This window comes from Rhizobium sp. BK098, from assembly GCF_014193155.1.
Lineage (GTDB): Bacteria > Pseudomonadota > Alphaproteobacteria > Rhizobiales > Rhizobiaceae > Rhizobium.
Genome location: NZ_JACHYY010000023.1, coordinates 1 through 25523, shown reverse-complemented (window position 1 = coordinate 25523; position 25523 = coordinate 1). Strand labels below are relative to the sequence as shown.

At 60.1% G+C, this 25523-nt stretch carries 27 protein-coding genes; 24 read left to right on the top strand and 3 right to left on the bottom strand.

Annotation, left to right across the window (positions count from 1 at the left end; translation table 11 throughout):
* Positions 1–468: 468 nt before the first annotated feature.
* Complete coding sequence (locus tag FHT73_RS28390) at positions 469–2046, bottom strand: 4-hydroxyphenylacetate 3-hydroxylase N-terminal domain-containing protein (RefSeq protein WP_183716346.1); 1578 nt, start codon at positions 2044–2046, stop codon at positions 469–471.
* A 183-nt stretch (positions 2047–2229) separates the two neighbouring features.
* Here FHT73_RS28390 and FHT73_RS28385 point away from each other — a divergent pair, with 183 nt between their 5' ends.
* The 7 genes from FHT73_RS28385 (at position 2230) to FHT73_RS28355 (ending at position 7715) form a co-directional block, all read left to right on the top strand.
* Positions 2230–2880 (top strand): FAD synthetase family protein, encoded by a 651-nt coding sequence (locus FHT73_RS28385; protein WP_210290524.1) that lies wholly within the window; start codon positions 2230–2232, stop codon positions 2878–2880.
* Positions 2855–3391: a flavin reductase family protein gene (locus FHT73_RS28380; RefSeq protein ID WP_246699124.1), complete on the top strand. Its 537-nt coding sequence runs from the start codon at positions 2855–2857 to the stop codon at positions 3389–3391. Before FHT73_RS28385 ends, FHT73_RS28380 begins: the two co-directional genes overlap by 26 nt.
* A 38-nt stretch (positions 3392–3429) precedes the next feature.
* The gene (locus FHT73_RS28375; protein ID WP_112610914.1) at positions 3430–4299 is read left to right on the top strand and encodes a dioxygenase; all 870 of its coding nucleotides are present in this window, start codon (positions 3430–3432) and stop codon (positions 4297–4299) included.
* A 73-nt stretch (positions 4300–4372) separates the two neighbouring features.
* Positions 4373–5560: a muconate/chloromuconate family cycloisomerase gene (locus tag FHT73_RS28370; RefSeq protein WP_051970546.1), complete on the top strand. Its 1188-nt coding sequence runs from the start codon at positions 4373–4375 to the stop codon at positions 5558–5560.
* Positions 5557–5958, top strand: a complete 402-nt coding sequence (locus FHT73_RS28365) for a hypothetical protein (RefSeq protein WP_029616264.1) — start codon at positions 5557–5559, stop codon at positions 5956–5958. The genes FHT73_RS28370 and FHT73_RS28365 overlap by 4 nt, the downstream gene beginning before the upstream one ends.
* On the top strand, positions 5955–6824 hold the full coding sequence (locus FHT73_RS28360; protein WP_183716344.1) for an alpha/beta hydrolase: 870 nt from the start codon (positions 5955–5957) through the stop codon (positions 6822–6824). Before FHT73_RS28365 ends, FHT73_RS28360 begins: the two co-directional genes overlap by 4 nt.
* 9 nt (positions 6825–6833) lie before the next feature.
* Positions 6834–7715, top strand: coding sequence for a LysR family transcriptional regulator (locus FHT73_RS28355; protein ID WP_112610918.1), 882 nt, complete (start codon positions 6834–6836; stop codon positions 7713–7715).
* Positions 7716–7876: 161 nt separating this feature from the next.
* Here the strand turns inward: FHT73_RS28355 and FHT73_RS28350 are convergent, their stop codons facing one another.
* Positions 7877–8803: a LysR family transcriptional regulator gene (locus FHT73_RS28350; RefSeq protein ID WP_112610920.1), complete on the bottom strand. Its 927-nt coding sequence runs from the start codon at positions 8801–8803 to the stop codon at positions 7877–7879.
* A 163-nt stretch (positions 8804–8966) separates the two neighbouring features.
* On the opposite strand from FHT73_RS28350, the gene FHT73_RS28345 reads away from it, so the two are divergent.
* The 13 genes from FHT73_RS28345 (at position 8967) to tehA (ending at position 22188) form a co-directional block, all read left to right on the top strand.
* On the top strand, positions 8967–9785 hold the full coding sequence (locus FHT73_RS28345) for an alpha/beta hydrolase (protein WP_183716342.1): 819 nt from the start codon (positions 8967–8969) through the stop codon (positions 9783–9785).
* Positions 9786–10204: 419 nt separating this feature from the next.
* Positions 10205–10819 (top strand): cupin domain-containing protein, encoded by a 615-nt coding sequence (locus tag FHT73_RS28340; RefSeq protein ID WP_112610952.1) that lies wholly within the window; start codon positions 10205–10207, stop codon positions 10817–10819.
* A gap of 122 nt (positions 10820–10941) precedes the next feature.
* Positions 10942–11883: a substrate-binding domain-containing protein gene (locus tag FHT73_RS28335; RefSeq protein ID WP_112610924.1), complete on the top strand. Its 942-nt coding sequence runs from the start codon at positions 10942–10944 to the stop codon at positions 11881–11883.
* Positions 11884–11972: 89 nt separating this feature from the next.
* The gene (locus tag FHT73_RS28330; protein ID WP_112610954.1) at positions 11973–12770 is read left to right on the top strand and encodes an ATP-binding cassette domain-containing protein; all 798 of its coding nucleotides are present in this window, start codon (positions 11973–11975) and stop codon (positions 12768–12770) included.
* 2 nt (positions 12771–12772) lie between these two features.
* Complete coding sequence (locus FHT73_RS28325; RefSeq protein ID WP_246712268.1) at positions 12773–13780, top strand: ABC transporter permease; 1008 nt, start codon at positions 12773–12775, stop codon at positions 13778–13780.
* 5 nt (positions 13781–13785) lie between these two features.
* Positions 13786–14874, top strand: a complete 1089-nt coding sequence (locus tag FHT73_RS28320; RefSeq protein ID WP_183716348.1) for a phosphotriesterase — start codon at positions 13786–13788, stop codon at positions 14872–14874.
* A 26-nt stretch (positions 14875–14900) separates the two neighbouring features.
* On the top strand, positions 14901–15671 hold the full coding sequence (locus FHT73_RS28315; protein ID WP_112610928.1) for a glutamine amidotransferase: 771 nt from the start codon (positions 14901–14903) through the stop codon (positions 15669–15671).
* Between the two features lie 5 nt (positions 15672–15676).
* The gene (locus FHT73_RS28310; protein ID WP_183716338.1) at positions 15677–16591 is read left to right on the top strand and encodes a PfkB family carbohydrate kinase; all 915 of its coding nucleotides are present in this window, start codon (positions 15677–15679) and stop codon (positions 16589–16591) included.
* On the top strand, positions 16588–17430 hold the full coding sequence (locus tag FHT73_RS28305; RefSeq protein WP_183716336.1) for a BtpA/SgcQ family protein: 843 nt from the start codon (positions 16588–16590) through the stop codon (positions 17428–17430). Before FHT73_RS28310 ends, FHT73_RS28305 begins: the two co-directional genes overlap by 4 nt.
* Positions 17427–18689 carry a Zn-dependent hydrolase gene (locus tag FHT73_RS28300; RefSeq protein WP_183716333.1) on the top strand — a complete coding sequence of 421 codons (1263 nt, stop codon included), beginning with the start codon at positions 17427–17429 and terminating at the stop codon, positions 18687–18689. The genes FHT73_RS28305 and FHT73_RS28300 overlap by 4 nt, the downstream gene beginning before the upstream one ends.
* 593 nt (positions 18690–19282) lie before the next feature.
* Positions 19283–20002, top strand: coding sequence for a hypothetical protein (locus tag FHT73_RS28295; RefSeq protein ID WP_112610936.1), 720 nt, complete (start codon positions 19283–19285; stop codon positions 20000–20002).
* Between the two features lie 116 nt (positions 20003–20118).
* Positions 20119–21150 carry a zinc-binding alcohol dehydrogenase family protein gene (locus FHT73_RS28290; RefSeq protein ID WP_112610938.1) on the top strand — a complete coding sequence of 344 codons (1032 nt, stop codon included), beginning with the start codon at positions 20119–20121 and terminating at the stop codon, positions 21148–21150.
* A 39-nt stretch (positions 21151–21189) separates the two neighbouring features.
* Positions 21190–22188: a dicarboxylate transporter/tellurite-resistance protein TehA gene (gene tehA, locus FHT73_RS28285; protein ID WP_112610940.1), complete on the top strand. Its 999-nt coding sequence runs from the start codon at positions 21190–21192 to the stop codon at positions 22186–22188.
* A 324-nt stretch (positions 22189–22512) separates the two neighbouring features.
* Here tehA and FHT73_RS28280 read toward each other — a convergent pair whose 3' ends face one another.
* Positions 22513–23454: a GlxA family transcriptional regulator gene (locus tag FHT73_RS28280; protein ID WP_112610942.1), complete on the bottom strand. Its 942-nt coding sequence runs from the start codon at positions 23452–23454 to the stop codon at positions 22513–22515.
* Between the two features lie 147 nt (positions 23455–23601).
* Between FHT73_RS28280 and FHT73_RS28275 the strand changes: the two genes are divergently transcribed.
* The 4 genes from FHT73_RS28275 to FHT73_RS28265 all read left to right on the top strand — a co-directional run.
* Positions 23602–24426 (top strand): alpha/beta hydrolase, encoded by an 825-nt coding sequence (locus tag FHT73_RS28275; protein WP_112610944.1) that lies wholly within the window; start codon positions 23602–23604, stop codon positions 24424–24426.
* Between the two features lie 12 nt (positions 24427–24438).
* On the top strand, positions 24439–24669 hold the full coding sequence (locus FHT73_RS29850; RefSeq protein WP_348648172.1) for a hypothetical protein: 231 nt from the start codon (positions 24439–24441) through the stop codon (positions 24667–24669).
* The gene (locus tag FHT73_RS28270; protein ID WP_348648171.1) at positions 24666–25157 is read left to right on the top strand and encodes a hypothetical protein; all 492 of its coding nucleotides are present in this window, start codon (positions 24666–24668) and stop codon (positions 25155–25157) included. Before FHT73_RS29850 ends, FHT73_RS28270 begins: the two co-directional genes overlap by 4 nt.
* A 56-nt stretch (positions 25158–25213) precedes the next feature.
* Positions 25214–25523 (top strand): alpha/beta hydrolase (locus FHT73_RS28265; protein ID WP_246712266.1); only part of this gene is annotated, 310 nt, incomplete at its 3' end.

Here is a 25523-nt window from a genome sequence, read left to right as displayed (position 1 = left end):
CGGTATGCTTGCCCCTGAACGGGAGGCTCAATGATGTTGCGAAACTGCATTGCGAGAAGTTCACCTCAGTCACAGACTTTGTCAACAGGACCTAGCGACCATGACAACTTTCATACGATAGGGATTTTTGGCGGGTTTCGCGACACAACAGCCGTTGGATAGTCTCCCTGTAGACGGCAAAGTGCGACCCAAGTCGGCCATTGGTTGTCGAGGGCGCAAAGGTCTGCAGTGGCTGATATCTCGGGTCGTTCTACTCGAACCGGTCAGCCGCCAGAAATCCGTCGGAGAAGCGGATCACGGCGAACGAATTGATGGTAGGGGGCTGCCCCCGACCGTGTCGACCGCTTCCTTGATCTGGTCGGCCTCAAAATCCCCATGCCTCCAACCCAGTTCTCAAGGGTTGGAGGCATGCGACAAGTATTTGGAGCTGCGGTAAGGCGAAGCCGAACCAAGCTTGCCGTGGAACCACTAGGCAGCCTGGACTGTACCCCGGCCGACCAGGCTAATGTCATCCGGATTTATCAAATCAGAACCCGTCCATCCGGACAGGTCATATTCGCTCATGCAGTCTTTCACCAAGGACTGCATGGACTCGAGATCGCCGGTTACCGTCGCCGCCCCTAAGGTCTCGATCCTGAGGTTTTCATAGTTGCCAGCGTAATTGCGCTCATAAAGCTCATGGCGACCGCCGAACTCCGTGCCAATGGCATCCCATAGAAGCTTCAGGAGCTTGACGCGGTCGAGCGCGGCATAGCCGTTCGACCCACGGACGAAGCGGTCGAGGTAAGGGCGGATAGCCTCACTTTCGAAATCAGCAGCACTCGACGGCAGATAGATGAGGCCGCTCGCGACGTGACGCTCGATCAACTCCTTGATGCGCGGATACGCCATCGGCGCCAGCACGCGATAGGCAAGACCGGCATTGAGGTTCGGCAGGTTGTAGCCTTCGGTTCCCTGCCACGGAACGGGCGACTTCACCATCGCATCACCCAGTGCATGAAATGTGTTGCGCCACGCGATGACCTCGCCGACGCCGGCCTGCACGCCGCGAAAATCCTTCGAACCCGTTGCTTCGACAGCCATAGAGAAGAGGCCTGCGATGAAGTCGAGCTTCACCGACAGACGCGTAAGGCCATGCAGCGTGAAGCGCGGGACGAAGCCCGATGCCGGGAAGAACTGGTTGATCTTGTCGACGTCTCCATAGATGAAGATGTTCTCCCAGGGCACCAGGACTTTGTCGAAGACGAGGATGGAGTCGTTCTCGTCCATACGGCTCGAAAGCGGGTAGTCAAACGGCGATCCGGTCGCGGCCGCGTTGAACTCGTATGACGAGCGGGCAATGAGCTTGATACCTGGCGAGTCCATCGGCGCGGTAAAGATCAGCGCGAAGGACTTGTCCTTGATCGGGATGCCGTAGTGGGCGATGAAATTGTAGTGCGTGAGGGCCGAGCCGGTCGCGACAACCTTGGCTCCCGAGACGATGAGCCCCTTGTCCGTTTCCTTCTCTACATGCATGAAGACGTCGCGAACCTCCTCGATCGGGCGGTCACGGTCGATCGGCGGATTGACGATAGCGTGATTCCAATAGTCGAGCCGTTCCTGCGTACGGGCGTACCAGGCACGCGCATTCTGGGCGTATTCGCCGTAGAAGTCGGAATTCGCACCCAGCGTTCCGAGGAACGAGGCCTTGTAGTCCGGGGACCGGCCCATCCAGCCGTAGGAGACCTTCTGCAGCTCGGCAATAGCGTCTCGTGACTTGATGAGGTCTTCGCTCGTTTTGGAGCCGAGAAAGAAGGGATGCGTCAACTTGCCCGACCCCGTGTCGGTCAGCACGCCGATTTCCTGCTTCTTTTCATGGAAGCGATCGTACCAGCGCGCCACCATGCGCGCGGAATTCCGAAATGCCGGATGCTCGGTGACGTTCTTGACGCGCTCACCATAGATGTAGATCTCGCGGCCGTCCTGAATGCTCTCCAGGAACTCCGAACCGGTGTAGGCGTCGGTCGAGTTTGCGTTCTCCTCGGACGCGATAGCCAGATTGTGCATGTCGTTCACTCCTCCATTTTGGCCGGGTGGGCTGCGTGCCGGTGCGGCGCTTTGATCCGAAAGGGCACTCCTTCCCTTTCCGAGGGAGAGAACTATGCGCTTAAAGGGAGCGATTGATAGGTATCATGCGATACCGCTTCAGGCATCGCAGAGCATGCCGTCAGGCGCTAGATATACTCATCGATGGCGCTGGCGAAGGCGCTACGGCTGGGAACATGGGAGGAGACCATGGATCATCAACCCCGCATTCATGTGCAGATTCAAGATGAGGCAGAATTGACGCTTTGCGGATCGGCCTTGACGATCGGAGCCTTCGACGGGGTTCATGGCGGCCATCAGGCGTTGATCCGGTCGGCTGTGCTAAATGCGCAATGTCTCGGCGTTCCCTCTGTCGTCTACACATTCGATCCACCTCCCAAGGCTCTGCTGTGCGGTGCCCGCCCCCTCACTTCGATCGATGAGAAAATCGAGCGGATAAGCGCCCTCCGCCCCGATCACATCGTCGTCGCCCGTTTCGACGCGTCCTATCGGGCCCGCACAGCAAATGATTTCATTCGCGAAATCGGTCGGATTTCGCCGCGGGTCATTTGGCTCGGCTCGGATTTTCGCTTCGGTTCCTGCAAGAAGGGAAACCCAGCGTTGCTCGCCAGCCACTTCGATACTCGCATCCTTCCGGCCGTATGCTGCGAGTCTGGAGAGGTCGTATCGAGCACCCGGATTCGAGCCCTTAGGGCCGCAGGACGCTTCCTGGAGGCGGAACGACTGGAAGGATGGTCGGAGCTTCCGCCGTTTCGAGGATCCAACGACAATGGAGGGCACCATGCGACTGCTTGATCCCCGCACGTTTCGCGACGCCTGTGGTGTCTTCGCGACCGGTGTGAACATCATCACGACCCACTGCGACGGCCACGATCACGGCATGACCGCGAACGCGTTCATGTCGATTTCTCTCGATCCGCCACTGATTGCCATCTCAATCGCCGAGAAGGCTCGAATGCTGGAGAAGATCCAAAAATCGGGCCGCTTCGCCCTCAGCGTTCTTGCGTCCGGCATGGACGCCGTGGCCTGGCATTTCGCAGGCAAGCCAAACGCTGACCTGCATGATCTGTTCGACACTCTCGATGACCTTCCAGTGATCCGCGGCGCGATCGTCACGTTCTCGGCCATCGTCCACGACGAAATCCTCGCCGGCGATCACACGATTTTCGTGGGCCATGTTCAGTCGCTCGCGGGAAGCGGAGGCGACGAACCACTGCTTTTCTTCAAAGGCAAATTCGGCGCCATGGAAAATACGCGAAAGACTACGGCTGGCCTGCTGCAGGTCGAGACCGAGTTTATGTGGTGAGGATGAACCGCATACTTACAGTTTGCAAGGAGGAGAAAATGCGAAACGTAACCCAGCAAAACATCTCGGATGTTGTAATCGCCGCGCTGTCTTCGGATATCCCGGCCCGAAACCGTGGGATTCTTGAGAGCCTCATCCGTCACATCCACGGCTTCTGCATCGAAGCGAAGATCACCCACGCGGAGCTGATTGAAGTCTGTCAATTCCTCGTCCGCGCCGGACACATCTCTGATGATGCTCGCAACGAGTTCATTCTGCTTTCCGACATCCTGGGCGTCGAAGTTCTGGTCGACATGCTCGACCACACCGTGACGGATGGTGAGAGCGAATCTACTGTCCTCGGGCCGTTCTATCGAGACAACCCGCCGGTTTTGCCGAAAGGCGCCTCCATTGTTCAGAAGAGCTTCGAAGGCTCCGAGACCGTGCGTGTCCGCGGAACCGTGCGCGATACCGCCGGGCGTCCGGTTGAGGGCGTGACGATCGACGTTTGGGAGGATGCTCCGAACGGGCTCTATGAACAGCAGGATCCTGAGCAGCCCGACTACAATCTTCGCGGCCGCTTCTTGACCGACGAAAGAGGCGAATACGAATTCGTCGGCATTCGGCCGGTTCCTTATCCGATCCCCTATGATGGAGCCGCCGGAGAGCTGCTGAACTATATGGGCCACCACCCGTGGCGGCCAGGCCATATCCACTTCATGCTCAAGAAGGATGGCTATCAAAGCCTCGTCTCGCAGATCTATGACGCTGACACCCAGTATCTCGACAACGACTCGGTGTTCGCAGTCAAGGAAAGCCTCATCGGCAAGATGGACAAGGCCGCAGCCGATGCGGATACCGACCTTGTCATGGAATTCGATTTCAAGCTCAAGCCGGCCGCGGGCGCTATCGCTGTCGCCGCCGAGTAATCACCAAACAAGCACTCAAGCATCGATCCGCCGAGACATGTCTCAGCGGATCAGCTCGAAAGGCAATAGGAAAATGCCCCTCGCCAGCGCTGAACCATCCTCAATTCCGGACCACTCTGCGGTCAACGCCCGGGACATGCGGGTTCGCTCCATTGTGGCGACCATTCTCGAGGCTCCTACCGTTCGGCGGCACAAGCTTTCGAATACGGAGATTGCCCACCAGGGATTCGTCCTCGTGCGGGTTCGCCTTGAGAACGGCGTCACGGGCATCGGCGAGGCATCCACGCTCGGCGGGCCACGTTGGGCTGAGGAGAGCGTGGAGTCGATACAGGCGGTCATCGAAAACTATCTCGCCCCCGCACTCGCCGATCAGGATGCCATGCTGTTCGAGGCCAATGCGGTGCGCATGTCAAAGGCGGCGACGCGCAATTTCGCTGCGAAGGCGGCCGTTGAGTCGGCACTGTTCGATGCCGTCGGACGCACGCTCGGCCTGCCCGCCAGTGCATTGCTCGGCGGGCAGGTCCGCGACAGAATCGGCGTGATCTGGGCGCTTGCCTCCGGCGATGCCGGGCAGGAACTGGAAGAAGCACGCGAGAAGCTGCGTCTGCGTCAGCACAGGGACTTCAAGATCAAACTCGGCTTCAACACGCCGGATGCCGATGTCAAGCGACTGCAACACTTGCGCGGCGGCTTGGGCGACGACGTGAGGCTGATCGTCGATGTCAATCAAGCGTGGACGGAAGCTCTGTGCATCAGGCTCTTTCCGGCGCTCGAGGAACTTGGCGTGGCGCTGATCGAGCAACCGGTTCCGGCATCCCAACGCGATGCCATGGCGCGCGTCGCTTCCCGAACCCGCATCCCGCTTCTCATCGACGAGGCGGCCTTCACCAACACGGAACTGGCGAGCGTCGCCTCGCAGGCCTGCGGAAGTGTTTATTCCCTCAAGCTGGTGAAAAGCGGCGGGCTCCTTGAGCTCAAGCGAGCGGCCGGCATCGCGCAGGCATTCGGCATCGAGCTTTACGGCGGATGCCTGCTGGAAAGCAGCATCGGCGCAGCAGCGCACATGGCTGTGTTTTCGACGCTTCCCAAGCTCGAATGGGGAAGCGAGCACTTCGGTCCCCGTATTCTCGTGGACGATCTGGTCGCGGAGCCGCTGGTCTTCGAGGAGTTCGAGATCCATGTGCCGACTGGTCCCGGCCTCGGCGTGACCCTCGACGAAGACAAGGTACGCTTCATGGCGCGCAAGGCAGGAAGCCAATGACACCGGAAATGCCGTACGCACTCCATCGGTTCAAACTCGAAGACATGGCGGAGAGGCTCAACGCCACCCCTCATCTCCTGCGCCTCGGGCGCCTGTTCAATGAGACCGTGCTGCTCGAAATAGACCGGGATGAATTCTACCTCACCTTCGAGAAGGGCCGCGTGGTTGAGATCAAGGAAGGTCCGAGCAAGAAACTGCCGTGGCGCTTCGCGCTCAGGGTCAAAGGTGAGGCGCTGGACAAATTCTGGCACCCGCTGCCAGAGCCTGGGTACCATGACATCTTCGGCCTCGTGAAATATGGGCACGGCCGCATCGACGGAGACATTCTGACTCTCGTGAAGAACCTGCGCTATTTCAAGGAATTCATGGCACTGGGCCGACGGGAGGAACGCCCATGACATCGTCCATCGAACCGATCACCGGCCGGTATGTCCGCCTGACCGTCAATGGCACACCATTGCGGGTTTACTTCGAGGAAGCCGGCCAGGGCCGCCCGGTTGTCTGCCTGCATACCGCCGGAGCCGATACCCGCCAATGGCGGTTCATTCTCAACGACGAGGCGTTCACCAGTTCGCACCGCTTCGTGGCATTCGACATGCCCTGGCACGGCAAGTCCCTCCCGCCGGAAGGCTTCGAGACGGCGGAATACCTGCTGACCACCGGAACCTACATTGAAACAGTGCTCTCGTTTTGCAGTGCGCTGGGGCTGGAGAAGCCACTGCTCGCGGGGTGCTCCATGGGAGGCCGGATCGCTCTGCAACTGGCGGCGCTGCATCCCGATCGCTTTGCCGGGTTCATCGCCATCGAGGCGTCCGATTTCCAGCCCGCTTGGTATGACATCGACTGGTTCCATCGTCCCGACGCCCACGGCGGAGAGATGGGCGCCGCCCTCGTGTCGGCCAATATTGCTCCCCAGGCGCCGTCTGTCGAACGCTGGAACACCCAGTGGATGTTCATGCAATCGGGGCCGGGTGTGTTCCGCGGCGATCTCAGTTTCTACACGAAGGATGACAGCCTCACCGGCAGGCTGGGAATGATCGACACGAGAAAAACGCAGGTACATATCATGTGCGGAGAATACGACCTGACCTGCACACCCGAGGACGCCCGCCGTACGGCGGAAGCGATTGACGGCGCCACCCTTGCCATCATGAAGGATCTTGGACATTTTCCGATGAGCGAGAACCCTTCTGCTTTCCGACCCTATTTTGAGGAGGCGCTGGAGCGTATGAGGCACTCCAGGGCGGAGCTGGCTCATATCTGAGGGACGATAATGGACTTCAAACGGCTGAGTTATTTTCTGGCGGTGGCGGAAGAGCTGCATTTCGGCCGGGCATCCGCGCGGCTCGGCATTGCCCAGCCCCCGCTCAGTCGCCAGATCGCTCAGTTCGAAAAGGAGATCGGCGCGGCCCTGTTTGATCGAAGCCGCAGCCAGATCAGGCTCACCCAAGCCGGCGAGCTGCTTCAGGAACGGGCAAGAGAGATACTCGAGCGCGTCGACCAGACGGAGCGCGAGGTGAGGCGCATCGGCGAGGGGGTTGCAGGCCGTCTTCGGATCGCCTTCGTCGGCACTGCCACGTTCGGTATCCTCCCCAACATCATCAAGGCGTTTCGACTCGCCCATCCAGATATCGAGCTGGCTCTCTCTGCCATGAACAATGCCGAGCTGCAGCGCGCACTGATCCAACGGGAGATCGACATTGCTGTCGCGCGTCCCGCGATCGAGGATCCGGAGCTGAAATCCGAGACGTTGATCGAGGAGCCGCTGGTCCTTGCGCTGCCAGACATATACGCTGACGCTCAAGGTTCAATGAAACTGGAAGACCTGCGAGAAACGACGTTCGTGCTTTTTCCGCGCCGGCCGAGGCCAAGCTATGCGGACTACGTTCTCGACGTCTGCAAGCGGAACGGCTTCATCCCAGCTTCACAGGTGATGGCCCAGGACTTTCTGACTGCCATCAGTCTCGTCTCCGTCGGCGTGGGTGTGTGCATCGTTCCCCAGTCGGTGGCCCTCAACGAGCGGACCGGCGTCGTCTACCGGACTTTTGAAGGATTCAATCCGGGCACCAAACTCTCGCTAAACTATCGACGCGACAATCGCTCTCCCCACCTGTTCGGGTTTCTGGCGCTCGCACGGAAGGTGGCCCGCATGTAGTTTCCAGACTCCTGGTGTTCCAGCCAGCATTTCCGTTTGCGCCTTCCCGATCTTTGCGGCGACCTGTTGGTCTAGAGTCGTCAACACGGCTCGCGAGCGTCGGGCGATTCTTCTGCCGTAGAGCGTATTGGCGAGGGACGCGGCTGGACAAGTTAGTGATTTTACGACAGAGCTTCCGCATATCGGATGATACTCTGATTTTGCACGTTTTCGACCAACTCATCCGCACGCGATAAAAGCCGGCGGAGCAAGGGAGAGGGATTGGCCTCGTTGTATCCCAGAGTGAGATCAACTGTCGGAGGCACACCTTCCAGCGCTCTGGCAACGACGTTTGGTGCCAGCATATTTTGCGCATAGAGCGGGACAAGAGTAACTCCGCCCGTAGACGCAACGAGCGACATTGCCGACGATATATTCTCGCCTTCGTATCTTGCCTTGAGCGCGATCCCCGCATTCGATGCGTAGTCCTCGATCGCAGCTTGCAATACCGGAGATGTTCTCGCCGAACTGACGTAAATTTCGCGGGCGAGATCTTCCGGCCGAATCTTTTTGCGCGATGCCAAGCGGTGACTCGCCGGCAGCACGGCGAGCAGAGGCTCCTTCGCCAGCAATTTGAAGGATAGACCCAAACTCTGTTTCTCGGGGCGAAGGAAGGCTAGGTCCAACCTCCCGCGCATTAACGCAAGGGCAAGCTCCGGGGAGGATAGGCTGCATAGCGTGACTTCGGTCTCCGGCGCTTCCTCACGGATCATGCGCAATAGGTGAGGCAGCCACGTGACCTCCAGCCCAACTAGAAACCCCATGGCGATTGTGGGCCTTTTCGGCTCTGCCGTCCGTCGGGCGCCTTCGATCGCAGCCTCGACTTGCAGAAGTGCCAGCCGAGCGTGATCCAGAAACACCTTACCGGCGGCGGTGAGCGTCACGCCACGCGGCTGCCGCTCCAGCAGTTCTACGCCGATTTCGCTTTCCAGATCGCGAATTTGCCTGCTGAGTGACGGTTGGGAAGTATGTAGCCGTCGCTCGGCTGCAGTCAGTAGGCTTCCCTCCTCGGCAACCGCAATGAAGTAGCGCAAATGCCTCAGTTCCATCCGGTCCTCGCTATACCTTTAAGGCATAGCTCGAACATACAAGGTATTTGTCTTTGATATAAGGGGGGATTTAGTTGACGTCGCAATTTTGGGATATGATCAAACGCGCCTCAACGGAGGTATTTCCCAATCAACTGTGTCCAATCGGAGAAGGAGCGACTCGATGCCTACGATCACCACCGCAGACGGCGTAAACATCTTCTACAAGGACTGGGGCTCAGGCCAGCCGATCGTTTTCAGCCATGGCTGGCCGCTGTCGGCGGACGACTGGGATGCCCAGATGACCTTCTTCCTTAGCCACGGCTATCGGGTAATCGCTCACGACCGGCGCGGCCACGGTCGATCCGACCAACCCAGCACCGGCAACGACATGGATCATTGGGTATCCGACCTCGCAGCCCTGACGGAACACCTCGACCTGCGCGACGCGATCCATATCGGTCACTCGACGGGTGGTGGGGAGGTGGCTCGCTATGTCGCTCGCCATCCGGAGCGCGTCGCCAATGCGGTGCTGGTCGCCTCACTGACGCCGAACATGTATCGGAGCGAGGACAATCCCGCCGGTCAGCCGCCAGAATGGTTCGAGGCGATCCGTGCAGGCGTGCTGGGCAACCGAGCTGAGTTCTTCCGTTTCGTCCCTGAGAATCCGTTCTATGGCTACAATCTGGATGGGGCCAAACCTTCGGAGGCAGTGATTGCGAACTGGTGGCGTCAGGGCATGACCGGCGGCGTCTTGGCACACTACGCAACTATCGACTCCTGGCTCGAAGATTATACTGAAGACCTCAAGAAGATCACCGCGCCGGTGCTGGTAATGCATGGCGAGGCCGATCAGGTCGTCCCGTTCGCAAGTTCCGTGCCGCGTGCGGTCGATCTGCTCAAGAACGGGTCGCTGAAAACCTACCCCGGCTATCCCCATGGCATGCTGACCACGCATGCGGATGTCCTCAACCCCGACCTGCTCTCGTTCATCAGGTCTTGACGACATCGACCGGACCGCGACCGTCATCCACGACAGAGGATCTGTCCCCCGGCACTGCCGGGTGACAGCTGTTGGCGCTGGCACGTGGAGCCATCCCGAACTGTGCTTCCGGCCTTTAGGTAACCTCAGGCAAACCGGAAGGCTGGCGGAATTCCGCTCCCTACTTTCTACTGATGTAATATGCATCAGGGCGACGAATTATTTTTTCTCGCCTGCTTTAACAACTCCCAAGGAAATCTAAGCGTTCAAGGCGTATGTGGTCGCGAGGGGCTCAGCGTGCGTTATTCCGCGAAGAATTAGGTGCCATGGCTCGAAAGCGCCAACTGGGCACGCACGGTACCGCTATCCATGTCCCTAGACAGACGCAGAGGGCTGGCGTTAAGCTCTGGCTTTGCAACAGCGATACCAGAACCATGAACATGATTGGATCCCCCGGGAAATCGGGAGAAGACAACGAGGAAAAGATACTGACCAATCCGGCGCGGCTTGGAGGCCGTCTGAGGCTGGCCAGGCAAACCCGGGGCTTGACCCTTAAGGCTCTTGCGCTGGCTGCGGATTGCTCTGAAAGTCTGCTGTCGAAGATTGAGAACGGCAAGGCATCACCCTCGTTACCAATGTTGCATAGACTTGTCGGTGTTCTGGGTACGAATATTGGCTGGATGTTCGAGGAGGCCGACGGTGAAGAAGGCATTGTCTTCCGTTCCGGGACAAGGCCTTTGATTGGACTCGACCCATTGCGCAGAGGGGAAGGCATCTCTCTCGAACGGATTATCCCCTATTCGCAAGGTCATCTGCTTCAATGCAACATCCACCACATTGAGGCCGGTGGCCAAAGTGCGGGGCCGATCCAGCATGTCGGCGAGGAGGTTGGATACGTTCTTGCCGGCGAGATCGAACTTATGGTCGGTGAACGCACGTTCCGGCTTTCCGTCGGCGACAGCTTCGTCTTCAACTCCGAACTACCCCATTGGTATCGCAATGTGGGATCGCAGCGCGCAAGCATCTTCTGGGTGAATACGCCGGCGACCTTCTAGCACCGCCACTGGCTCTGAAAACGAACTCGAGATCATCTTCAAAGTCGCCAATTCAAGTCACTTGACAATCATTCAAGTTACTTGAATACTCCCCATGCAATCCAAAAACATGGGGAACGATCATGCATCTCAAGAAATACCTGTTCGGTTGCGCGATTGGTGCAACCGTAGCATTTGCCTGCAGTGCCGGCGCCGCGATGGCGAATACGCTGGCTCTCGTAACGATCAACCAGCAGGCTCTGTTCTTCAACCAGATCAATGACGGCGCCAAGGAGGCGGCAAAGAAAGCCGGCGCCGACCTTGTCATATTCAACGCCAACAACGTGCCCAGCGCGCAGAATGATGCCATCGAGAACTACATAACCCAGAAGGTCGACGGCATCATCTTGGTCGCCATCGACGTAAACGGCGTGAAGCCGGCAATCACCGCCGCCAAGAAGGCCGGCATCCCGGTCATCGCCATCGATGCCCAGATTCCAAACGGCGACAACATCGCCTTCGTGGGTGTCGACAATACCAAGGCGGGCGAGGAGATCGGCAAATTCTATTCCGACTACGTCAAGGATAAGATGGGCGGCAGCGCCAAAGTCGGCGTTGTCGGCGCACTGAACTCCTTCATTCAGAATCAGCGTCTCGATGGATTCGAGGCGGCGGTAAAGGCTGGTGGCCAGAAGGTCGACTTCCTCGATACCGTGGACGGCCAGAACGTGCAGGATGTTGCGCTCAGCGCGGCGGAAAATCTCATTACCGCCAATCCCGACATGACGACGTTGTATGCAACCGGTGAGCCCGCACTCCTTGGCGCCGTTGCCGCCGTTACCAGCCAGGGCAAAACGGGTAACGTCAAGGTCTTCGGCTGGGATCTGACCAAGCAGGCGGTCGAAGGCATCGATCAGGGTTGGGTGACAGCCGTTATCCAGCAGGATCCGGCCGGCGAAGGCAAGGCGGCCGTCGAAGCGCTCGTCAAGGTGAAAAAGGGCGAGAAGATCGATCCGATTATCAATGTGCCGGTGACCATCGTCACCAAGGAGAATGTCGACAAGTTCCGGGGCATGTTCAAATAGCTCCCGCATCTCGTCACGTCATGGCCGATCGCATCGGCCATGACGTTGTGGCATCATGGCTGAGGCCATTTCCGCAAGGCAGCATTGATATGACAAACGCTGATACCTACCGCGTCAGGATGACCGGCATTTCCAAACGCTATGGCACGATGCAGTCGTTGGACAATGTATCGTTGACCTTGAAGCCGGGCGAGGTCCTCGGCCTTGTCGGTGACAACGGTGCCGGCAAATCGACCTTGAGCAAGGTTCTTTCAGGCGCGGTGATCCCGGATTCGGGAACGATCGAGATCGACGGCAAACCGGTTTCCTTTGCCTCGCCCGCTGACGCACGCGCCGCGCACGTCGAGATGGTCTATCAGGACCTATCCCTCTGCGACACGGTCGATGTGGCGGGCAATCTCTTCCTTGGGCGTGAACCGAAATGGAAGCTTGCGGGCATCCCAATCCTCGACAAGAAGACCATGCATGAACGGGCGCGCCATATGCTGGAAGGGCTCGGCATCGTCATTCCGGACACGCATCTGAAGGTCGAGAATCTCTCAGGCGGCCAACGCCAGTCCATCGCGATCGGCCGTGCGGCATCATTCAATCCATCGGTCCTCATCATGGACGAGCCAACGGCCGCCTTGGCGGTTGCCGAAGTCGAGGCGGTGCTGGAGCTCATCCGCACGGTTAGCGCCCGTGGTGTCAGTGTCATTCTGATTACGCATCGGCTGCAGGATCTTTTCCTCGTCTGCGATCGCATCCAGGTCATGTATGAGGGGCAGAACGTCGCTGAGCGCCTCATCGCTGAAACGAATATAGAAGAAGTCGTCAACCTGATCGTCGGTCGCAAGTTCTCCGCACGCTCGGCCGGTCGACATACCGAGCGAGGCGCTTCCGTATGACCATGACATCCTCTCACGCCCAAACCGCCCCCTCATCCCGTTTGCGCAAGGCTCGCCTCTATGACAAGGCGATAGCTAATGGCGGCATCGTTTCGATCGCCCTGTTTTTCATCGCGGTCTGCATTTTCTTCTCCCTCTTTACAAACGTTTTTCTGACGACTCCCAATCTCTTGAACGTGGTCAGACAATCCGCCCCCTTGTTGATCGTGGCGGCGGCCATGACTTTCGTCATCACGACAGGCGGTATCGATCTTTCGGTCGGATCCATATTGGCTCTTGCCGCAACGCTTTCGGCCGCCTGCCTTCAGGCTGGAATCGCATGGCCGATTGTCGTCGTTCTGATGATGCTTCTTGGGGCGGCGACCGGATTAATCCAGGGATATTTCATCGCCTATGAGCGGATCCCCGCCTTCATCGTCACGCTGGCTGGACTATCGGTCATCAGGGGCCTGGCACTGCTTATCACCGGTGGCTACTCGATTCCTGTCGATCCGCAGAGCCGGTTCACCGCAATCGGCCAAGCCTGGTTCGTTGGCATTCCTGCCCCCGCGATCATCGCGATCGTTGCCCTCATCGCGGCCTATATCGCCTTCAACGAAACGCCGTTCGGGCGATACGTTACCGGTATTGGTGCCAATGCCGAGGCGGTGCGCCGCGCCGGAGTCAACACGCGGCGCGTCACCCTATTCGTCTATGTGATATCGGGTGTCGCAGCCTCCATCGCCGGCATCATTCTTGCCGCGCGCCTGGGTTCCGGCTCTTCCAATGCCGGGCAAGGCTTCGAGCTCGATGTCATTGCCGCAGTTGTCCTCGGCGGTACGAGCCTGTTCGGCGGGCGCGGTTCAGTGGTCGGAACGGTGCTCGGAGCACTGACGGTTGCCGTTATCGCCAACGGCCTGATCCTCTCGCACATGTCGCCCTTCTTCACGCCGATCGTCACCGGGGTCATCATCCTCGTGGCAATCTGGTTGAACTTCCGCCTTTTCAAGGGCGCAGCAAGGGGCCGCTAAGCATGATGGATCATCTCTTTGCCGAGGGGGCCAGAACGCGTCATGCCATTGGCGTTCATACCGGATGCGCAATGACCGTGCTTGGCCCCATCCCGGTCACGGAAATGGGCGTGACGCTCATGCATGAGCATATCTTCCTGGATGGAGCGAGCTCCTGGAGGTGCCCTTGCCATCCCGACGAAAAGGCGATCGCCGAACAGCCGGTTGGAATAGAGATCATCGGCGAGTTGCGGATGAACCCCTATATGAGCCGCGACAACGTCTCGCTGGATGATCGGGATCTGGCGCTAGCCGAACTTTCCCGCTTCCAGAAGCTTGGCGGCCATACCGTGGTTGAAACCACCAACTTTGGCATAGGGCGCGATGCCGAACAATTGGCCCGCATTGCCCGCATGTCCGGTCTGAAGATCATCATGGGGACCGGATTCTACCTGGAGCATACGCATCCGGAGTGGCTGAAGGGCATGGATCTGGACGAGGTCACCGCCTTCATCGTCAACGACGTCGGCGGCGGCGAAACCCAGCCAGACATCATGGCAGGCATCATCGGCGAGGTCGGCGTCAGCAAGGATTTTACGTCCGAGGAACAGAAGTCCCTGAGGGCATCCGCGCGTGCCTCGCGGTTGACCGGCCTGCCTCTATCCATCCATTTGCCGGGATGGGAGCGGCTTGCTCATCGGGTGCTGGACGTGGTCGAGGAAGAAGGCGCGGATCTGCGTCACACTGTGCTCTGCCACATGAATCCCAGCCATGATGATCTCGATTATCAAAAGAGCCTCGCAGAGCGCGGCGCTTTCCTGGAATATGACATGATCGGCATGGACTATTATTACGCCGATCAGGATGCCCAATCGCCATCTGACGAGGAGAACGCCAGGGCGATCAGAGCGCTCGTGGAGCTGGGCTTTGCCGATCGGCTGCTTCTGTCTCAGGACGTCTTTCTCAAGATCATGCTGACCCGCTATGGCGGCTTCGGCTATGGCTATATTCTCAAGCATTTCCTGCCGCGACTGAAGCGTCACGGGGTCGATCAGCAGGCGATCGACCAAATGCTGATCACCAATCCCCAATCGGTATTTTCCGCCTCGGCCTGAAGGTCGGGTGCATCCAAGGAGCAGACATGAGCAAGAAAAAGGTTCTTCTGGCGGGTGAATCATGGGTTTCGACCGCCACCCATATCAAGGGTTTCGATCAGTTTCCGACGGTGACCTATCACACCGGTGCCGACGAATTGCTGAAGGCATTGAAGGACAGCGCCTTTGACGTCACCTTCATGCCTGCCCATGAGGCGCAACGTGATTTTCCGCTGACAGCCGAAGCACTCGCGGAATATGACGCCATCGTTCTGTCCGATATCGGCGCAAACACGCTGCTATTGCACCCTGATACCTGGATTCATTCCAAGAGGACCCCGAACCGGCTGAAGCTGTTGCGCGATTACGTTACAAATGGCGGCGCGCTGCTGATGTTCGGCGGCTATTACAGCTTCCAAGGCATCAATGGCGGCGCGCGCTATCATAAAACGCCGGTGGAGGAGGTGCTGCCGGTAACCTGCCTTGCCTTCGATGACCGCGTTGAAGTTCCCGAGGGGTTTTCGCCCGTTGTGACGGGCAATGACACCCACCCGGTTCTCAAGGGCCTCGGAAAAGATTGGCCCTATCTTCTCGGCTTCAACGAGGTGAAGGTGAAGCAAGGAGCTGACGTGCTTGCGACGGTTTCAGGCGAATATGGTTCGCAGCCACTTTTGGTAACGGGCACCTATGGCGCCGGCAGAACACTCGTCTGGACTTCGGATGTCGGTCCACACTGGCTGCCGCCGGAGTTCATTGCATGGAACGGCTACAAGACGCTCTTCGAGCAGATGCTGGCCTGGGCAACGTTCAAGGACTGACGCCCATGCGCCTCCATGTCGTCGGCAATGTCTGCGTCGATACGAGCTTCCGCCTGCCGCGCTTGCCGCGGCCAGGGGAAACGCTCAACGCGACCTCGATCGCTGAAGGCATAGGAGGCAAGGGTGCCAATCAAGCGGTGGCGGCGGCGCGAAGCGGGGCAGCGGTGTGCTTCTGGAGCGCGCTTGGCGACGACGACATGGCGGATGACGTACGCGAGATGCTGAAGGGTGACCTTGAGGTCGATCGGCTGATCCGCCTGCCTCTTTCCACCGACCGTTCGACGATCCTGTTGGAAGAAAGCGGCGAAAACGCCATCGTCAGCGCCGTCGCCTGCGCGCGAGCCTTCGATCCGATCCGGCAATCGGCCCTGACGCGGACCTGGAGCAAGGGCGACATCCTTATGATGCAGGGCAACCTGTCCAGGGAGATCACCGCCACCTGTCTGGAACTTGCCGGAAGGTCAGGTCTGAGGACGGTGCTCAATGCCAGTCCGTTGTCGGACCTGACGGTCGAGGATGTTGCCAATGTGGATCTCGTCATCGTCAATCAAGGCGAAGCCGCGGCCCTGACGGGCGTGGAAAGCCCAACGGCAGCGGCAAACCTGCTTTTCGGCAACGGAGCGAGAAGCGCCGTGGTTACGCTTGGAAGCCAAGGCAGCCTCATATGGGATCAGGCGGATCAAACACCAGTTTTCCTCGCAGCGCCCAAGAGGGCAGTCGTTGATACCAGCGGCGCCGGTGACTGCTTTGCGGGCGTTCTCGTCGGCCTGCTCGCACAAGGAAAAACCCTGACTGCAGCTGCGAAAGTGGCAACCAAGGCCGCCGGCATCTCCGTCGGTCGTCCTGGAACGCTCGCCTCCTATCCCTCGCGGGTGGAAATTTCGGAAATCATCAAGAAATCAGAACTGGAAAACACATGAGTGGGACAATGAAGCCCATCGCGCAGGTAGCTGGCAACGCGCTCATCGATCTTTTCGGGCGCGAAAAGGCGATCATTGGCGTCGTTCATCTGGCGCCGCTTCCCGGCGCGCCGCGCTATTCGGGCGACGAGATTGAGACCGTCTACCAGCGCGGACTTGACGATGCCCGCGCCTACCTTGCGGGCGGCTGCGACGCCGTGATCATCGAGAACCATGGCGACATTCCCTTTTCCAAGCCCGATGATATCGGCCCCGAAACCTCAGCTTACATGGCCGTCATCTCCGATCGCATCCGCCGTGAACTCGGCGGTCCGATCGGCATCAATGTTCTTGCCAATGCCGCCATTCCGGCGCTTGCAATCGCCAGTGCCGCGGGCGCGGGCTTCGTTCGCGTCAATCAATGGGCAAACGCCTATGTCGCCAATGAAGGCTTTATCGAGGGCGAAGCGGCCCGCGCAATGCGCTATCGCGCAAGGCTCAATGCCCATGGCATCCGCGTCTTTGCCGATGCGCATGTCAAACATGGCGCGCATGCCATCGTTGCGGACCGACCGATCGAAGAACAGGTCAAAGATCTTGTTTTCTTCGACGCAGATGTGGTTATCGCCACAGGGCAAAGGACGGGCCATGCAGCCGATCTCGACTACATCAGAATGATCAAGCAGGCGGCGGGCCTGCCGACACTCGTCGGCAGCGGCGTGACGCCGGATAATGGTAACGACATTCTGTCGGTAGCCGATGGCGTGATCATTGCAAGCTCGCTGAAGTATGACGGCGTCTGGTGGAATGCGGTCGACCCGCTGCGCGTGACGAACTTCGTGGCAGGCATCCGCCGATGAATGCATGCCCGAAGATCAATGCGCCGCGCCTGCTGCAGCGCATTGCCGATTTTGCAGCCATCGGAGCGACGGCAGCGGGTGGAGTGAACCGTCAGGCGCTGAGCGCGGACGATCGCGCAGCCCGACGGCTGCTTGCGGAACTGGCCGCTGCACGGGGATTTGACATCTATCAGGATGCGGTAGCCAACCTATTCATCCGGCGCGAGGGACGCGATCCTTCACTTCCGCCCGTGCTGATCGGCAGCCATCTCGACAGTCAGCCTACGGGAGGCAGGTTCGATGGTGCGCTCGGCACACTGTCTGCCTTTGAAGTGCTGGAAGCCCTGGATGACGCAGCGCTAGCCACGGAGCGATCCGTGGAAGTGGTGTCGTGGACCAATGAGGAAGGCAGCCGCTTTTCTCCCGGTTGCATGGGTTCAATGGCCTTTGTCGGCGCGGGCGACATACTGGGTTGGCAGGACATGCGTGGCGTCGACGGAGCGAGATTTGGCGATGAACTGGCAGCAACATTGAATGCGCTGCCGGAAGCTGTGGCGCGGCCGATTGGCCATTCCGTTTCCGCCTTAGTTGAAGTGCACATCGAGCAAGGCCCTGTGCTTCAACGCATGGGCGTGCCGATCGGCATCGTCACCGGCGTCCAGGGAACCAAGTGGCTAGAGATATCCTTCACCGGCGAAGCAGCCCATGCCGGTACGACACCACTGGAATTCCGCAGGGATCCGATGGCGGCAGCGGTCACCGCGATCGCGCACCTGCAGCAAGTCGTCATGCCTGCTGATCCGCTGGCGCGGCTGACGGTTGGTCGCATGACCATCGAACCCAGTTCAGTCAACGTCATCCCGAGCAAAGTCACGTTCACGGTCGACATTCGTCATCCGCGAGAAGACGCGCTTTCTTCCATACAAGCCCAGATCGATGCTGAATGCCGCGCGTCGGCCAAGCACCATATGGTCGATGTGCATATCGAAAAACGCTTCGACTTGGCTCCCGGACAATTCGACATGACAATCGTCGATGTGATCGACAATGCATGCGAAAGGCTCGGCGTTTCCAACATGAAATTGGTTTCCGGCGCCTTCCACGATGCACTTTTCGTCAGCCGCGTTGCACCGACAGCGATGATCTTTGTTCCATGCCGCGACGGTATCAGTCACAACGAAGCTGAATTCGTCACCTCAGAGCATATCGAGATAGGCGCAAAGGTCCTGCTCGAGACCGCTCTATCTCTGGCTCGAGGACCAATCCTCAACGCTCCTTAAAGGTGGCCGAAGATAGCAACACGACGAGAATAAAGCCGAGAGATGCGAACACGCGCCCTGATTGACCGCCACGATTTGAACTACCTCAATGCATCGCATTGAATAGATTCGAACTGACGACCCTCAACCGATCAACCCTCCAAGCCATTACTGTTGTTTTGTCAAGCGAAGTGAGGATTTGACCCCGCCAGTCGCCTTAAGGAAAATCTAACCGACGTGCCGTCATTCGCTAAGCCGACGACCTGCGCTTGGAAGTGTCACCTGCCTGCGATTATTGAGAATGTCCCTATCGCTTGTCGGCGGTTCCAATCCATACCTTCCATGGCGGTATCAGAAATAGTTTTTGATCTATGATTTGAACTTGAGACCGATTGTGCTGGCGCGCGATAGCCCGGGCACGATCTGAGCCCGACCGCGGCCCCCCGGAGGTGCCCCAATGATCTTCGGGGTGCTGCGCCGCTCCCCGTTCGAGGGCCCAGACGCCATGGCCGGAATCAAGGCATCAACGACGTTCGCAGATTGCAGTCGTGGTTCTAGCTTCAGGCGACTTAAAGCACGCGCAATCTCGCGCGTGCCCTCGCAGGAGCGCATCGATGACGCAACTCAAGGACTTTGTAATCGAGGCTCATGGCGGCCTCGATCGCTGGCGGCAATTCAACCAAGTCTCCGCCGATCTCATCCAGGGCGGTGCCCTGTGGCCATTGAAGGGGCACCCCGACACGCTCACGCGCGCTACCGTCACGGTGGGCATCAACGAGGAATGGGCGTCGCATGCGCCCTTCGGCGCCGGAGACCGACGCTCTCGCTTCACTCCGGATCGCGTGGCGATCGAGGGTGGTGGCGGCGTGGTTCTGGAGGAGTTGAGGCAGCCCCGCGCCAGCTTCTCCGGCCATTCGTTGCAGACGCCATGGAGCGAGCTCCAGCTGGCCTATTTCGCTGGCTGCGCCATGTGGACCTATCTCAACATGCCGTTCCTGCTTGCCTGGCCGGGGGTTGAGAGCGAGGAGCTGGAGCCCTGGCCGGCCGACAGTGGTGACTGGCGCCGCCTCGCCGTGCGGTTTCCCGCCGGCATCGCGACGCACAGCACGGTGCAGACACTCTATTTCGACGGTGACGGCCTGCTGAAGCGCCATGATTATGACGTCGAGATCTCCGGCAACACGCCCGGCGCTCATATCATTGAAGGCTACACGGAAGCATCCGGCATCAAATTCCCCACGAAGCGCCGGATCTATGCTCGCCAACCCGATGGCAACTTCAGCACCGATCCGCTCGTCGTCTCCATCGATCTCTCGAACATCCGTCTCAGCTAGCCGCAGGCTCCGAACCCCGAGCATCGGCTATCCTGGCGACCCACCATGGCTGGAACCGGCGCGGTCCATGGCTTCCCAGAGCGCCCCAGCGCCATTTCCCTTAAGGTGACAAAATCATGAAAGCTATCGGTTTCCGCTTCTCCCTCCCAGTCAGCGATCCGGCATCCCTCGCCGACATCGATCTGCCTCGGCCGGAGCCCACAGGGCGGGATCTTCTCGTAAGGATCGAAGCCGTGTCGGTAAATCCGGTCGACACAAAGATGAGGATGCGGCCTCCGACGGAACCGGGGTCCTGGAAGGTGCTCGGCTGGGACGCCGCCGGTACCGTGGAAGCGGTCGGTCCCGACGCGACCCTCTTCGTTCCGGGTGACACGGTGTTCTATGCGGGCGCACTCGGCAGCGCCGGGACGAATGCCGAATTCCATTTGGTCGATGAGCGGATCGTCGGCGGGAAGCCCGCCTCGCTCAGCTTCGCTGAGGCGGCGGCCCTGCCGCTGACCGCCATCACCGCCTGGGAGACCCTGTTCGACCGGCTCGACATCCGCAGTGCCGTGCGGGGTGCCGCAAATGCTCTCCTCATCATCGGCGGTGCCGGCGGGGTCGGATCGATTACGACGCAGCTCGCCCGCAAACTCACCGACGTGACCGTGATCACGACGGCGTCGCGAACGGAAACGGCGGAATGGAGCCGCGGCCTCGGCGCGCATCATGTGATCGATCATTCGAAGCCACTCTCGGCGGAGATCGAGCGGATTGGGATCGGACAGCCGGCTTTCGTGTTCTCGACCACCAATACGGACCAGCATCTCGCCGAGATCGCCAAGCTCATCGCGCCGCAGGGCCGCTTTGCCCTGATCGATGACCCGGCGGTGCTCGATGTGTCGCCGTTCAAGGTGAAGAGCGTATCCGCGCACTGGGAATTCATGTTCACGCGCTCGATGTTCGGCACGGCCGACATAGCGGAACAAGGGGCGCTGCTCAACGAGGTATCGCGGCTGGTCGATGCCGGGACGCTGAAGACTACCCTGACGGAAGTCTTCGGGACCATCTCGGCCGAGAACCTGCTCCGGGCCCACGCCCTGATCGAGAGCGGGCGCGCCAGGGGCAAGATCGTGCTCGCGGGCTGGCCGACATCAGGCCAGAGCTGATCGAACCATGCGAGCCGCGCGGCTGTGAAAAAAAGATCCATGAAAGCCTCCAACTTACCGATCGTTCCCGCATCCTTCTTCGGCATGGTGCTCGGCTTGGCCGGGCTCGCCGGCGCCTGGCGCGCCGCGCATCTCGTCTGGGGCCTTCCCGCCCTCATTGGAGAACTGGTGATGATGGCCGCAGCGCTCGTGTGGCTTGCGCTGGCGATCCTTTACGGATTGAAGTGGCTTGTGGCGCGCGAGGCCGCGCTGGGAGAAGCCGCGCATCCGGTGCAATGCTGCTTCATCGGACTTGTGGGTGTTGCGACCATGCTGGTGGGCGCGGGGGTCATTCCCTATTCCCAGGGTGTCGCTGTTGGGCTTTATATCGTGGGCGCCGTGTTCACGGCTGGCTTCGCCGTGTGGCGGACGGGCAGCCTCTGGATGGGTGAGCGTGATCCTGGCCATACGACGCCGGTGCTTTATCTGCCGACCGTCGCCGGCAGTTTCGTCGCGGCCACGGTCGTCTCTGCCCTCGGCCTTCCCGATGCCGGACAGTTCTTCTTCGGGGCAGGTTTCTTCGGCTGGCTCGCGATTGAGTCCGTGTTGCTGCACCGGTTGCTGGCGGCGCCTGGCATGGCGAACGCACTGCGGCCGACCCTGGGCATACAGCTTGCGCCACCCGTGGTCGGCGCGGTCTCGCTCATCGCGGTCGCGCCGCAGGCTCCATGGGTGCTAGCCCACGGCATGATCGGCTATGGCGTCCTGCAGGCCCTGATCTTGCTCAGGCTGCTGCCCTGGATCCTGCGCGAGCCCTTCGCGCCGTCCTATTGGTCTTTCACCTTCGGCGTGACAGCGCTTGCCACGGCGCCGATGCGCCTTCTGCTGCTCGGTGATGATGGCGCCGTTCGCTATCTCGCGCCGGCGCTGTTCGTCTTCGCCAACCTGGTCGTGACGCTCGTGGCTGGAGGCACGCTTTACCGCTTCTGGGAGCATCGCGTGCGCGCGCCGAACACCAAGTCCATCTCGAAACCAACAAGCTCCACCCTGCCAAATTGAAGTCTCATCATCTCAGTTTGCTCGATTGGAGCGGACAATCGCTGCTGGCAAACATCGGGAAACACGGCAAAAGCGGTCCGAAGCTTTTCAGGTTCCTTGAGCACAACCCAGGGACGGGTCTAGAGATTGCCGGTGGCACTAGAACCCTCTTCAGTGAGAGATCGGCAAGGCTGTCATAGCCAGGCCGCGCTCTATGCGACGTTCCGCGTCGCGCTATTCGAGGCTGAGAACGGGAAGGCGATCTTCGAGCATGGCCGCTCCTCATACGTCTTTAGGCTGTTCGGTGATCCTGCGCGAGAGGTATGACTCTATCGAAGCGACCGGCTAGATTGCAGCGAGAGGTCCGGCATCATTGCGGATCGCCCTCGGAACCTCGCCGTGCACCCTCGCAAACGCGAGACGCATCCGTTCCCGATTGGCAAATCCCACCTCTCGGGCGATCACCTCGATCGGCAGCCGACTCTGCTCCAGCATCAGCTTCGCGGCCTCGACTCGCAGCGCCTCGACCGCCTTCGCCGGCGTCGTGCCGGTTTCCGCGCGGAAGAGCCGCGTGAACTGGCGCGGGCTGAGACAGGCAGCCTCGGCAAGATCCTCGATCGTGAGGCTTTGGGCCAGGTTCTGGCGGGCGAAATTCAACGCGCGCTGGACCCTGTCCTCATTGGTGCCAAGGTCGAGCAGCGTGGAATGTTGGGACTGGCCGCCAGAACGGCGATGGTACATCACCATGCCTTTGGCAACCGAGCGGGCGACCTCGACGCCGTGGTCGCGCTCGATCAGGCCGACGACAAGATCGGTTCCCGCCGTCATGCCCGCCGATGTCCAGATCGGGCCGTCCGCAATATAGATCTTGTCCATCTCGACCTGGCAACTCGGAAACCGCTCCTGCAGGGTCTGGGCATAACGCCAATGCGTCGTAGCACGCCGGCCATTCAGCAGCCCGGCGTCTCCCAGAATGAACGAACCGAGGCAGATGGCGGCGACCCGTCTGGCATCGCGCGCGGCGGCCCGAAGCAACCGGATGAGACCCGGCGAGGATGTGGGAATCTCCAGGCCCGCGGCGGCGATCAGCGTGTCGTAGGGCGCGTCATCGAACGCTTCCGTCATGACCTGCATGGCGGACGACGAGGCGACCAGTCCGCCCTCCTCCGAGAGCACGCGCAAGTCGTAGAGCTTCTTGCCTGCTTGCTTATTGGCCACGTCGAACGCCGCGACGGCGCCGAAGCAGACGGGTTGGAAACCGGGACACAGGACGAGGCCGATCTTCATGTTTTCTCCGAGAGGTTCGTTTCCGCCTAAATAGTTGTTTCAGCGGTAGCTCGCCATACCCATGGCCGGAATGATGGCATCTACGTCCTGTCGGCTTTGGAACACCACTGATAGCCATTTCCCGGATTTCAGAACCAGGAGCGTACAATGTCACTCGAAACCGTAAAGACCGAGCATCTCGACGCCGGCGGCGTCCGCTACGCCTACAGGCGCCTTGGCCCTAGCACCGGAATGCCGCTCGTTCTGCTGCAACATTTCACCGGGACCATGGACGCCTGGGACCCGGCGGTGGTGAACGCACTGGCCGAGACACGGCCCGTCATCGTATTCAACAACCGCGGCATCGGCACCTCGACCGGCCGGACACCCGACACCGTGGAGCACATGGCGGCGGATGCCGAGGCATTCATCCGTGGTCTCGGCCTCGCCAAGGTCGATCTTCTCGGCTTCTCGCTGGGCGGCATGCTCGCCCAGGTCCTCGCGGTCGAGCATCCGGAGCTGATCCGCAAGATCATCATCGCCGGCGCGGCGCCGCGCGGCGGCGAGGAGCATCTGCTCGCCGTGGTGGAGGACGCCTTCGCGAAAGGCGCGCCGGATGTGCGCCTGCCCCTGTTCTTCACGCCTTCCGACGACAGCCAGCGCGCCGGCCGCGCCTTCGTGGCCCGCGCCACCGCGCGCACTCAGGGCCGCGATCCGGATAGCGGCGACGATGTCAGCGAGCCTCAGGCCAAGGCCATCATCGGCTGGTGCGCAGCCAATGACGAAGGCGACAAGACGCTGCGCGCCATCACCCAGCGCACGCTCATCGTGCATGGCAGCGACGACACGATGTTCCCCAGCATCAACGCCTACACCATGTTCAAGGCGATGCGGAACGCGCAGCTAATCCTCTATCCGGATTCCGGCCACGGCGCGCTCTTCCAATACCCGGAGACTTTCGTCGCCCACTGCCGAACCTTCCTGGACGCCTGAGGGAGACGACAGATGAACGACCTTCAGCAAATGGCGATCGAGGCCCATGGCGGCCTTGAACGGTTCCGGCAGTTCTCCTTTCTGACGGCCAGGCTCCACCAGTTCGGCATTCTCTGGAATCTCAAGGGCAAGCCCGATACGCTTACCCAAGCCAATCTGCGGGTGAACCTCCGAACGGAGGAGGTCTCGCACTGGCCTTTCCACCCGACCCGGAATCGCTCCCGGTTCACCCCGACGAGGTGACGATCGAGACACCGGATGGCGATTTCATCGAGAAGCTCCCGCGGCCGCGCGCGACTTTCGCGGGCTTCGCCATGGAGACGCATTGGAGCGACCCGCAACTCGCCTATTTCGCGGGCTACACGATGTGGACCTACCTGACGTCACCCTTCATCTTGGCACAGCCTGGCATCGTGACGGAGGAGATCGCGCCCTGGTCGGAGCAAGGCGAGACGTGGCGCCGACTGCGGGTGACCTTTCCCGCGGCCATTGCCACCCACAGCAGGGAGCAGACCTTCTACATTGGTCCGGACGGCTTGATCCGGCGTCATGACTATGAGGTCGAGATCCAGGGTAACAACGCGGCGGCCCGCTATCTCCTCGATCCCGTCACGGTCGAGGGCATCGTGCTGCCCTCCAAGTTCCGCGTCTTTCCCCGCAACCCGGACAATACGCCTGCCACCGAGCTCCTCATCGTCGGGGTGGATCTCTCGGACTATCGTTTCGAGTGACGCCGTTCGCCGACCTGGCCCCATCATCTGAAAAATTCGAAAATGGAGTTTCCTATATGGCCACCCTCAAACTCGCCGACGGCACCGAGATCTTCTACAAAGACTGGGGGCCACGAGACGCGCGGCCGATCGTGTTCCATCACGGCTGGCCGCTCAGCGCGGACGATTGGGACGCGCAGATGCTGTTCTTCCTCTCCCATGGCTATCGCGTGATCGCGCACGACCGGCGCGGACACGGCCGCTCAAGCCAGACCGACACCGGCAATGACATGAATGGTAGCGTCGCCTTAACTGATTCTGGCCGAAGGAGGGGCTTGTGCGCCGAACGTCAGAGCACGCTGGACAATGCGATTTCACGCCAGGTTG

What these genes read in the sequence shown, in the direction of transcription:
- FHT73_RS28390 (WP_183716346.1), bottom strand. Translation starts at nt 2,046, where the DNA reads ATGCACAATCTGGCTATCGCGTCCGAGGAGAACGCAAACTCGACCGAC.
- FHT73_RS28385 (WP_210290524.1), top strand. Translation starts at nt 2,230, where the DNA reads ATGGCGCTGGCGAAGGCGCTACGGCTGGGAACATGGGAGGAGACCATG.
- FHT73_RS28380 (WP_246699124.1), top strand. Translation starts at nt 2,855, where the DNA reads ATGGAGGGCACCATGCGACTGCTTGATCCCCGCACGTTTCGCGACGCC.
- FHT73_RS28375 (WP_112610914.1), top strand. Translation starts at nt 3,430, where the DNA reads ATGCGAAACGTAACCCAGCAAAACATCTCGGATGTTGTAATCGCCGCG.
- FHT73_RS28370 (WP_051970546.1), top strand. Translation starts at nt 4,373, where the DNA reads ATGCCCCTCGCCAGCGCTGAACCATCCTCAATTCCGGACCACTCTGCG.
- FHT73_RS28365 (WP_029616264.1), top strand. Translation starts at nt 5,557, where the DNA reads ATGACACCGGAAATGCCGTACGCACTCCATCGGTTCAAACTCGAAGAC.
- FHT73_RS28360 (WP_183716344.1), top strand. Translation starts at nt 5,955, where the DNA reads ATGACATCGTCCATCGAACCGATCACCGGCCGGTATGTCCGCCTGACC.
- FHT73_RS28355 (WP_112610918.1), top strand. Translation starts at nt 6,834, where the DNA reads ATGGACTTCAAACGGCTGAGTTATTTTCTGGCGGTGGCGGAAGAGCTG.
- FHT73_RS28350 (WP_112610920.1), bottom strand. Translation starts at nt 8,803, where the DNA reads ATGGAACTGAGGCATTTGCGCTACTTCATTGCGGTTGCCGAGGAGGGA.
- FHT73_RS28345 (WP_183716342.1), top strand. Translation starts at nt 8,967, where the DNA reads ATGCCTACGATCACCACCGCAGACGGCGTAAACATCTTCTACAAGGAC.
- FHT73_RS28340 (WP_112610952.1), top strand. Translation starts at nt 10,205, where the DNA reads ATGATTGGATCCCCCGGGAAATCGGGAGAAGACAACGAGGAAAAGATA.
- FHT73_RS28335 (WP_112610924.1), top strand. Translation starts at nt 10,942, where the DNA reads ATGCATCTCAAGAAATACCTGTTCGGTTGCGCGATTGGTGCAACCGTA.
- FHT73_RS28330 (WP_112610954.1), top strand. Translation starts at nt 11,973, where the DNA reads ATGACAAACGCTGATACCTACCGCGTCAGGATGACCGGCATTTCCAAA.
- FHT73_RS28325 (WP_246712268.1), top strand. Translation starts at nt 12,773, where the DNA reads ATGACATCCTCTCACGCCCAAACCGCCCCCTCATCCCGTTTGCGCAAG.
- FHT73_RS28320 (WP_183716348.1), top strand. Translation starts at nt 13,786, where the DNA reads ATGGATCATCTCTTTGCCGAGGGGGCCAGAACGCGTCATGCCATTGGC.
- FHT73_RS28315 (WP_112610928.1), top strand. Translation starts at nt 14,901, where the DNA reads ATGAGCAAGAAAAAGGTTCTTCTGGCGGGTGAATCATGGGTTTCGACC.
- FHT73_RS28310 (WP_183716338.1), top strand. Translation starts at nt 15,677, where the DNA reads ATGCGCCTCCATGTCGTCGGCAATGTCTGCGTCGATACGAGCTTCCGC.
- FHT73_RS28305 (WP_183716336.1), top strand. Translation starts at nt 16,588, where the DNA reads ATGAGTGGGACAATGAAGCCCATCGCGCAGGTAGCTGGCAACGCGCTC.
- FHT73_RS28300 (WP_183716333.1), top strand. Translation starts at nt 17,427, where the DNA reads ATGAATGCATGCCCGAAGATCAATGCGCCGCGCCTGCTGCAGCGCATT.
- FHT73_RS28295 (WP_112610936.1), top strand. Translation starts at nt 19,283, where the DNA reads ATGACGCAACTCAAGGACTTTGTAATCGAGGCTCATGGCGGCCTCGAT.
- FHT73_RS28290 (WP_112610938.1), top strand. Translation starts at nt 20,119, where the DNA reads ATGAAAGCTATCGGTTTCCGCTTCTCCCTCCCAGTCAGCGATCCGGCA.
- tehA (WP_112610940.1), top strand. Translation starts at nt 21,190, where the DNA reads ATGAAAGCCTCCAACTTACCGATCGTTCCCGCATCCTTCTTCGGCATG.
- FHT73_RS28280 (WP_112610942.1), bottom strand. Translation starts at nt 23,454, where the DNA reads ATGAAGATCGGCCTCGTCCTGTGTCCCGGTTTCCAACCCGTCTGCTTC.
- FHT73_RS28275 (WP_112610944.1), top strand. Translation starts at nt 23,602, where the DNA reads ATGTCACTCGAAACCGTAAAGACCGAGCATCTCGACGCCGGCGGCGTC.
- FHT73_RS29850 (WP_348648172.1), top strand. Translation starts at nt 24,439, where the DNA reads ATGAACGACCTTCAGCAAATGGCGATCGAGGCCCATGGCGGCCTTGAA.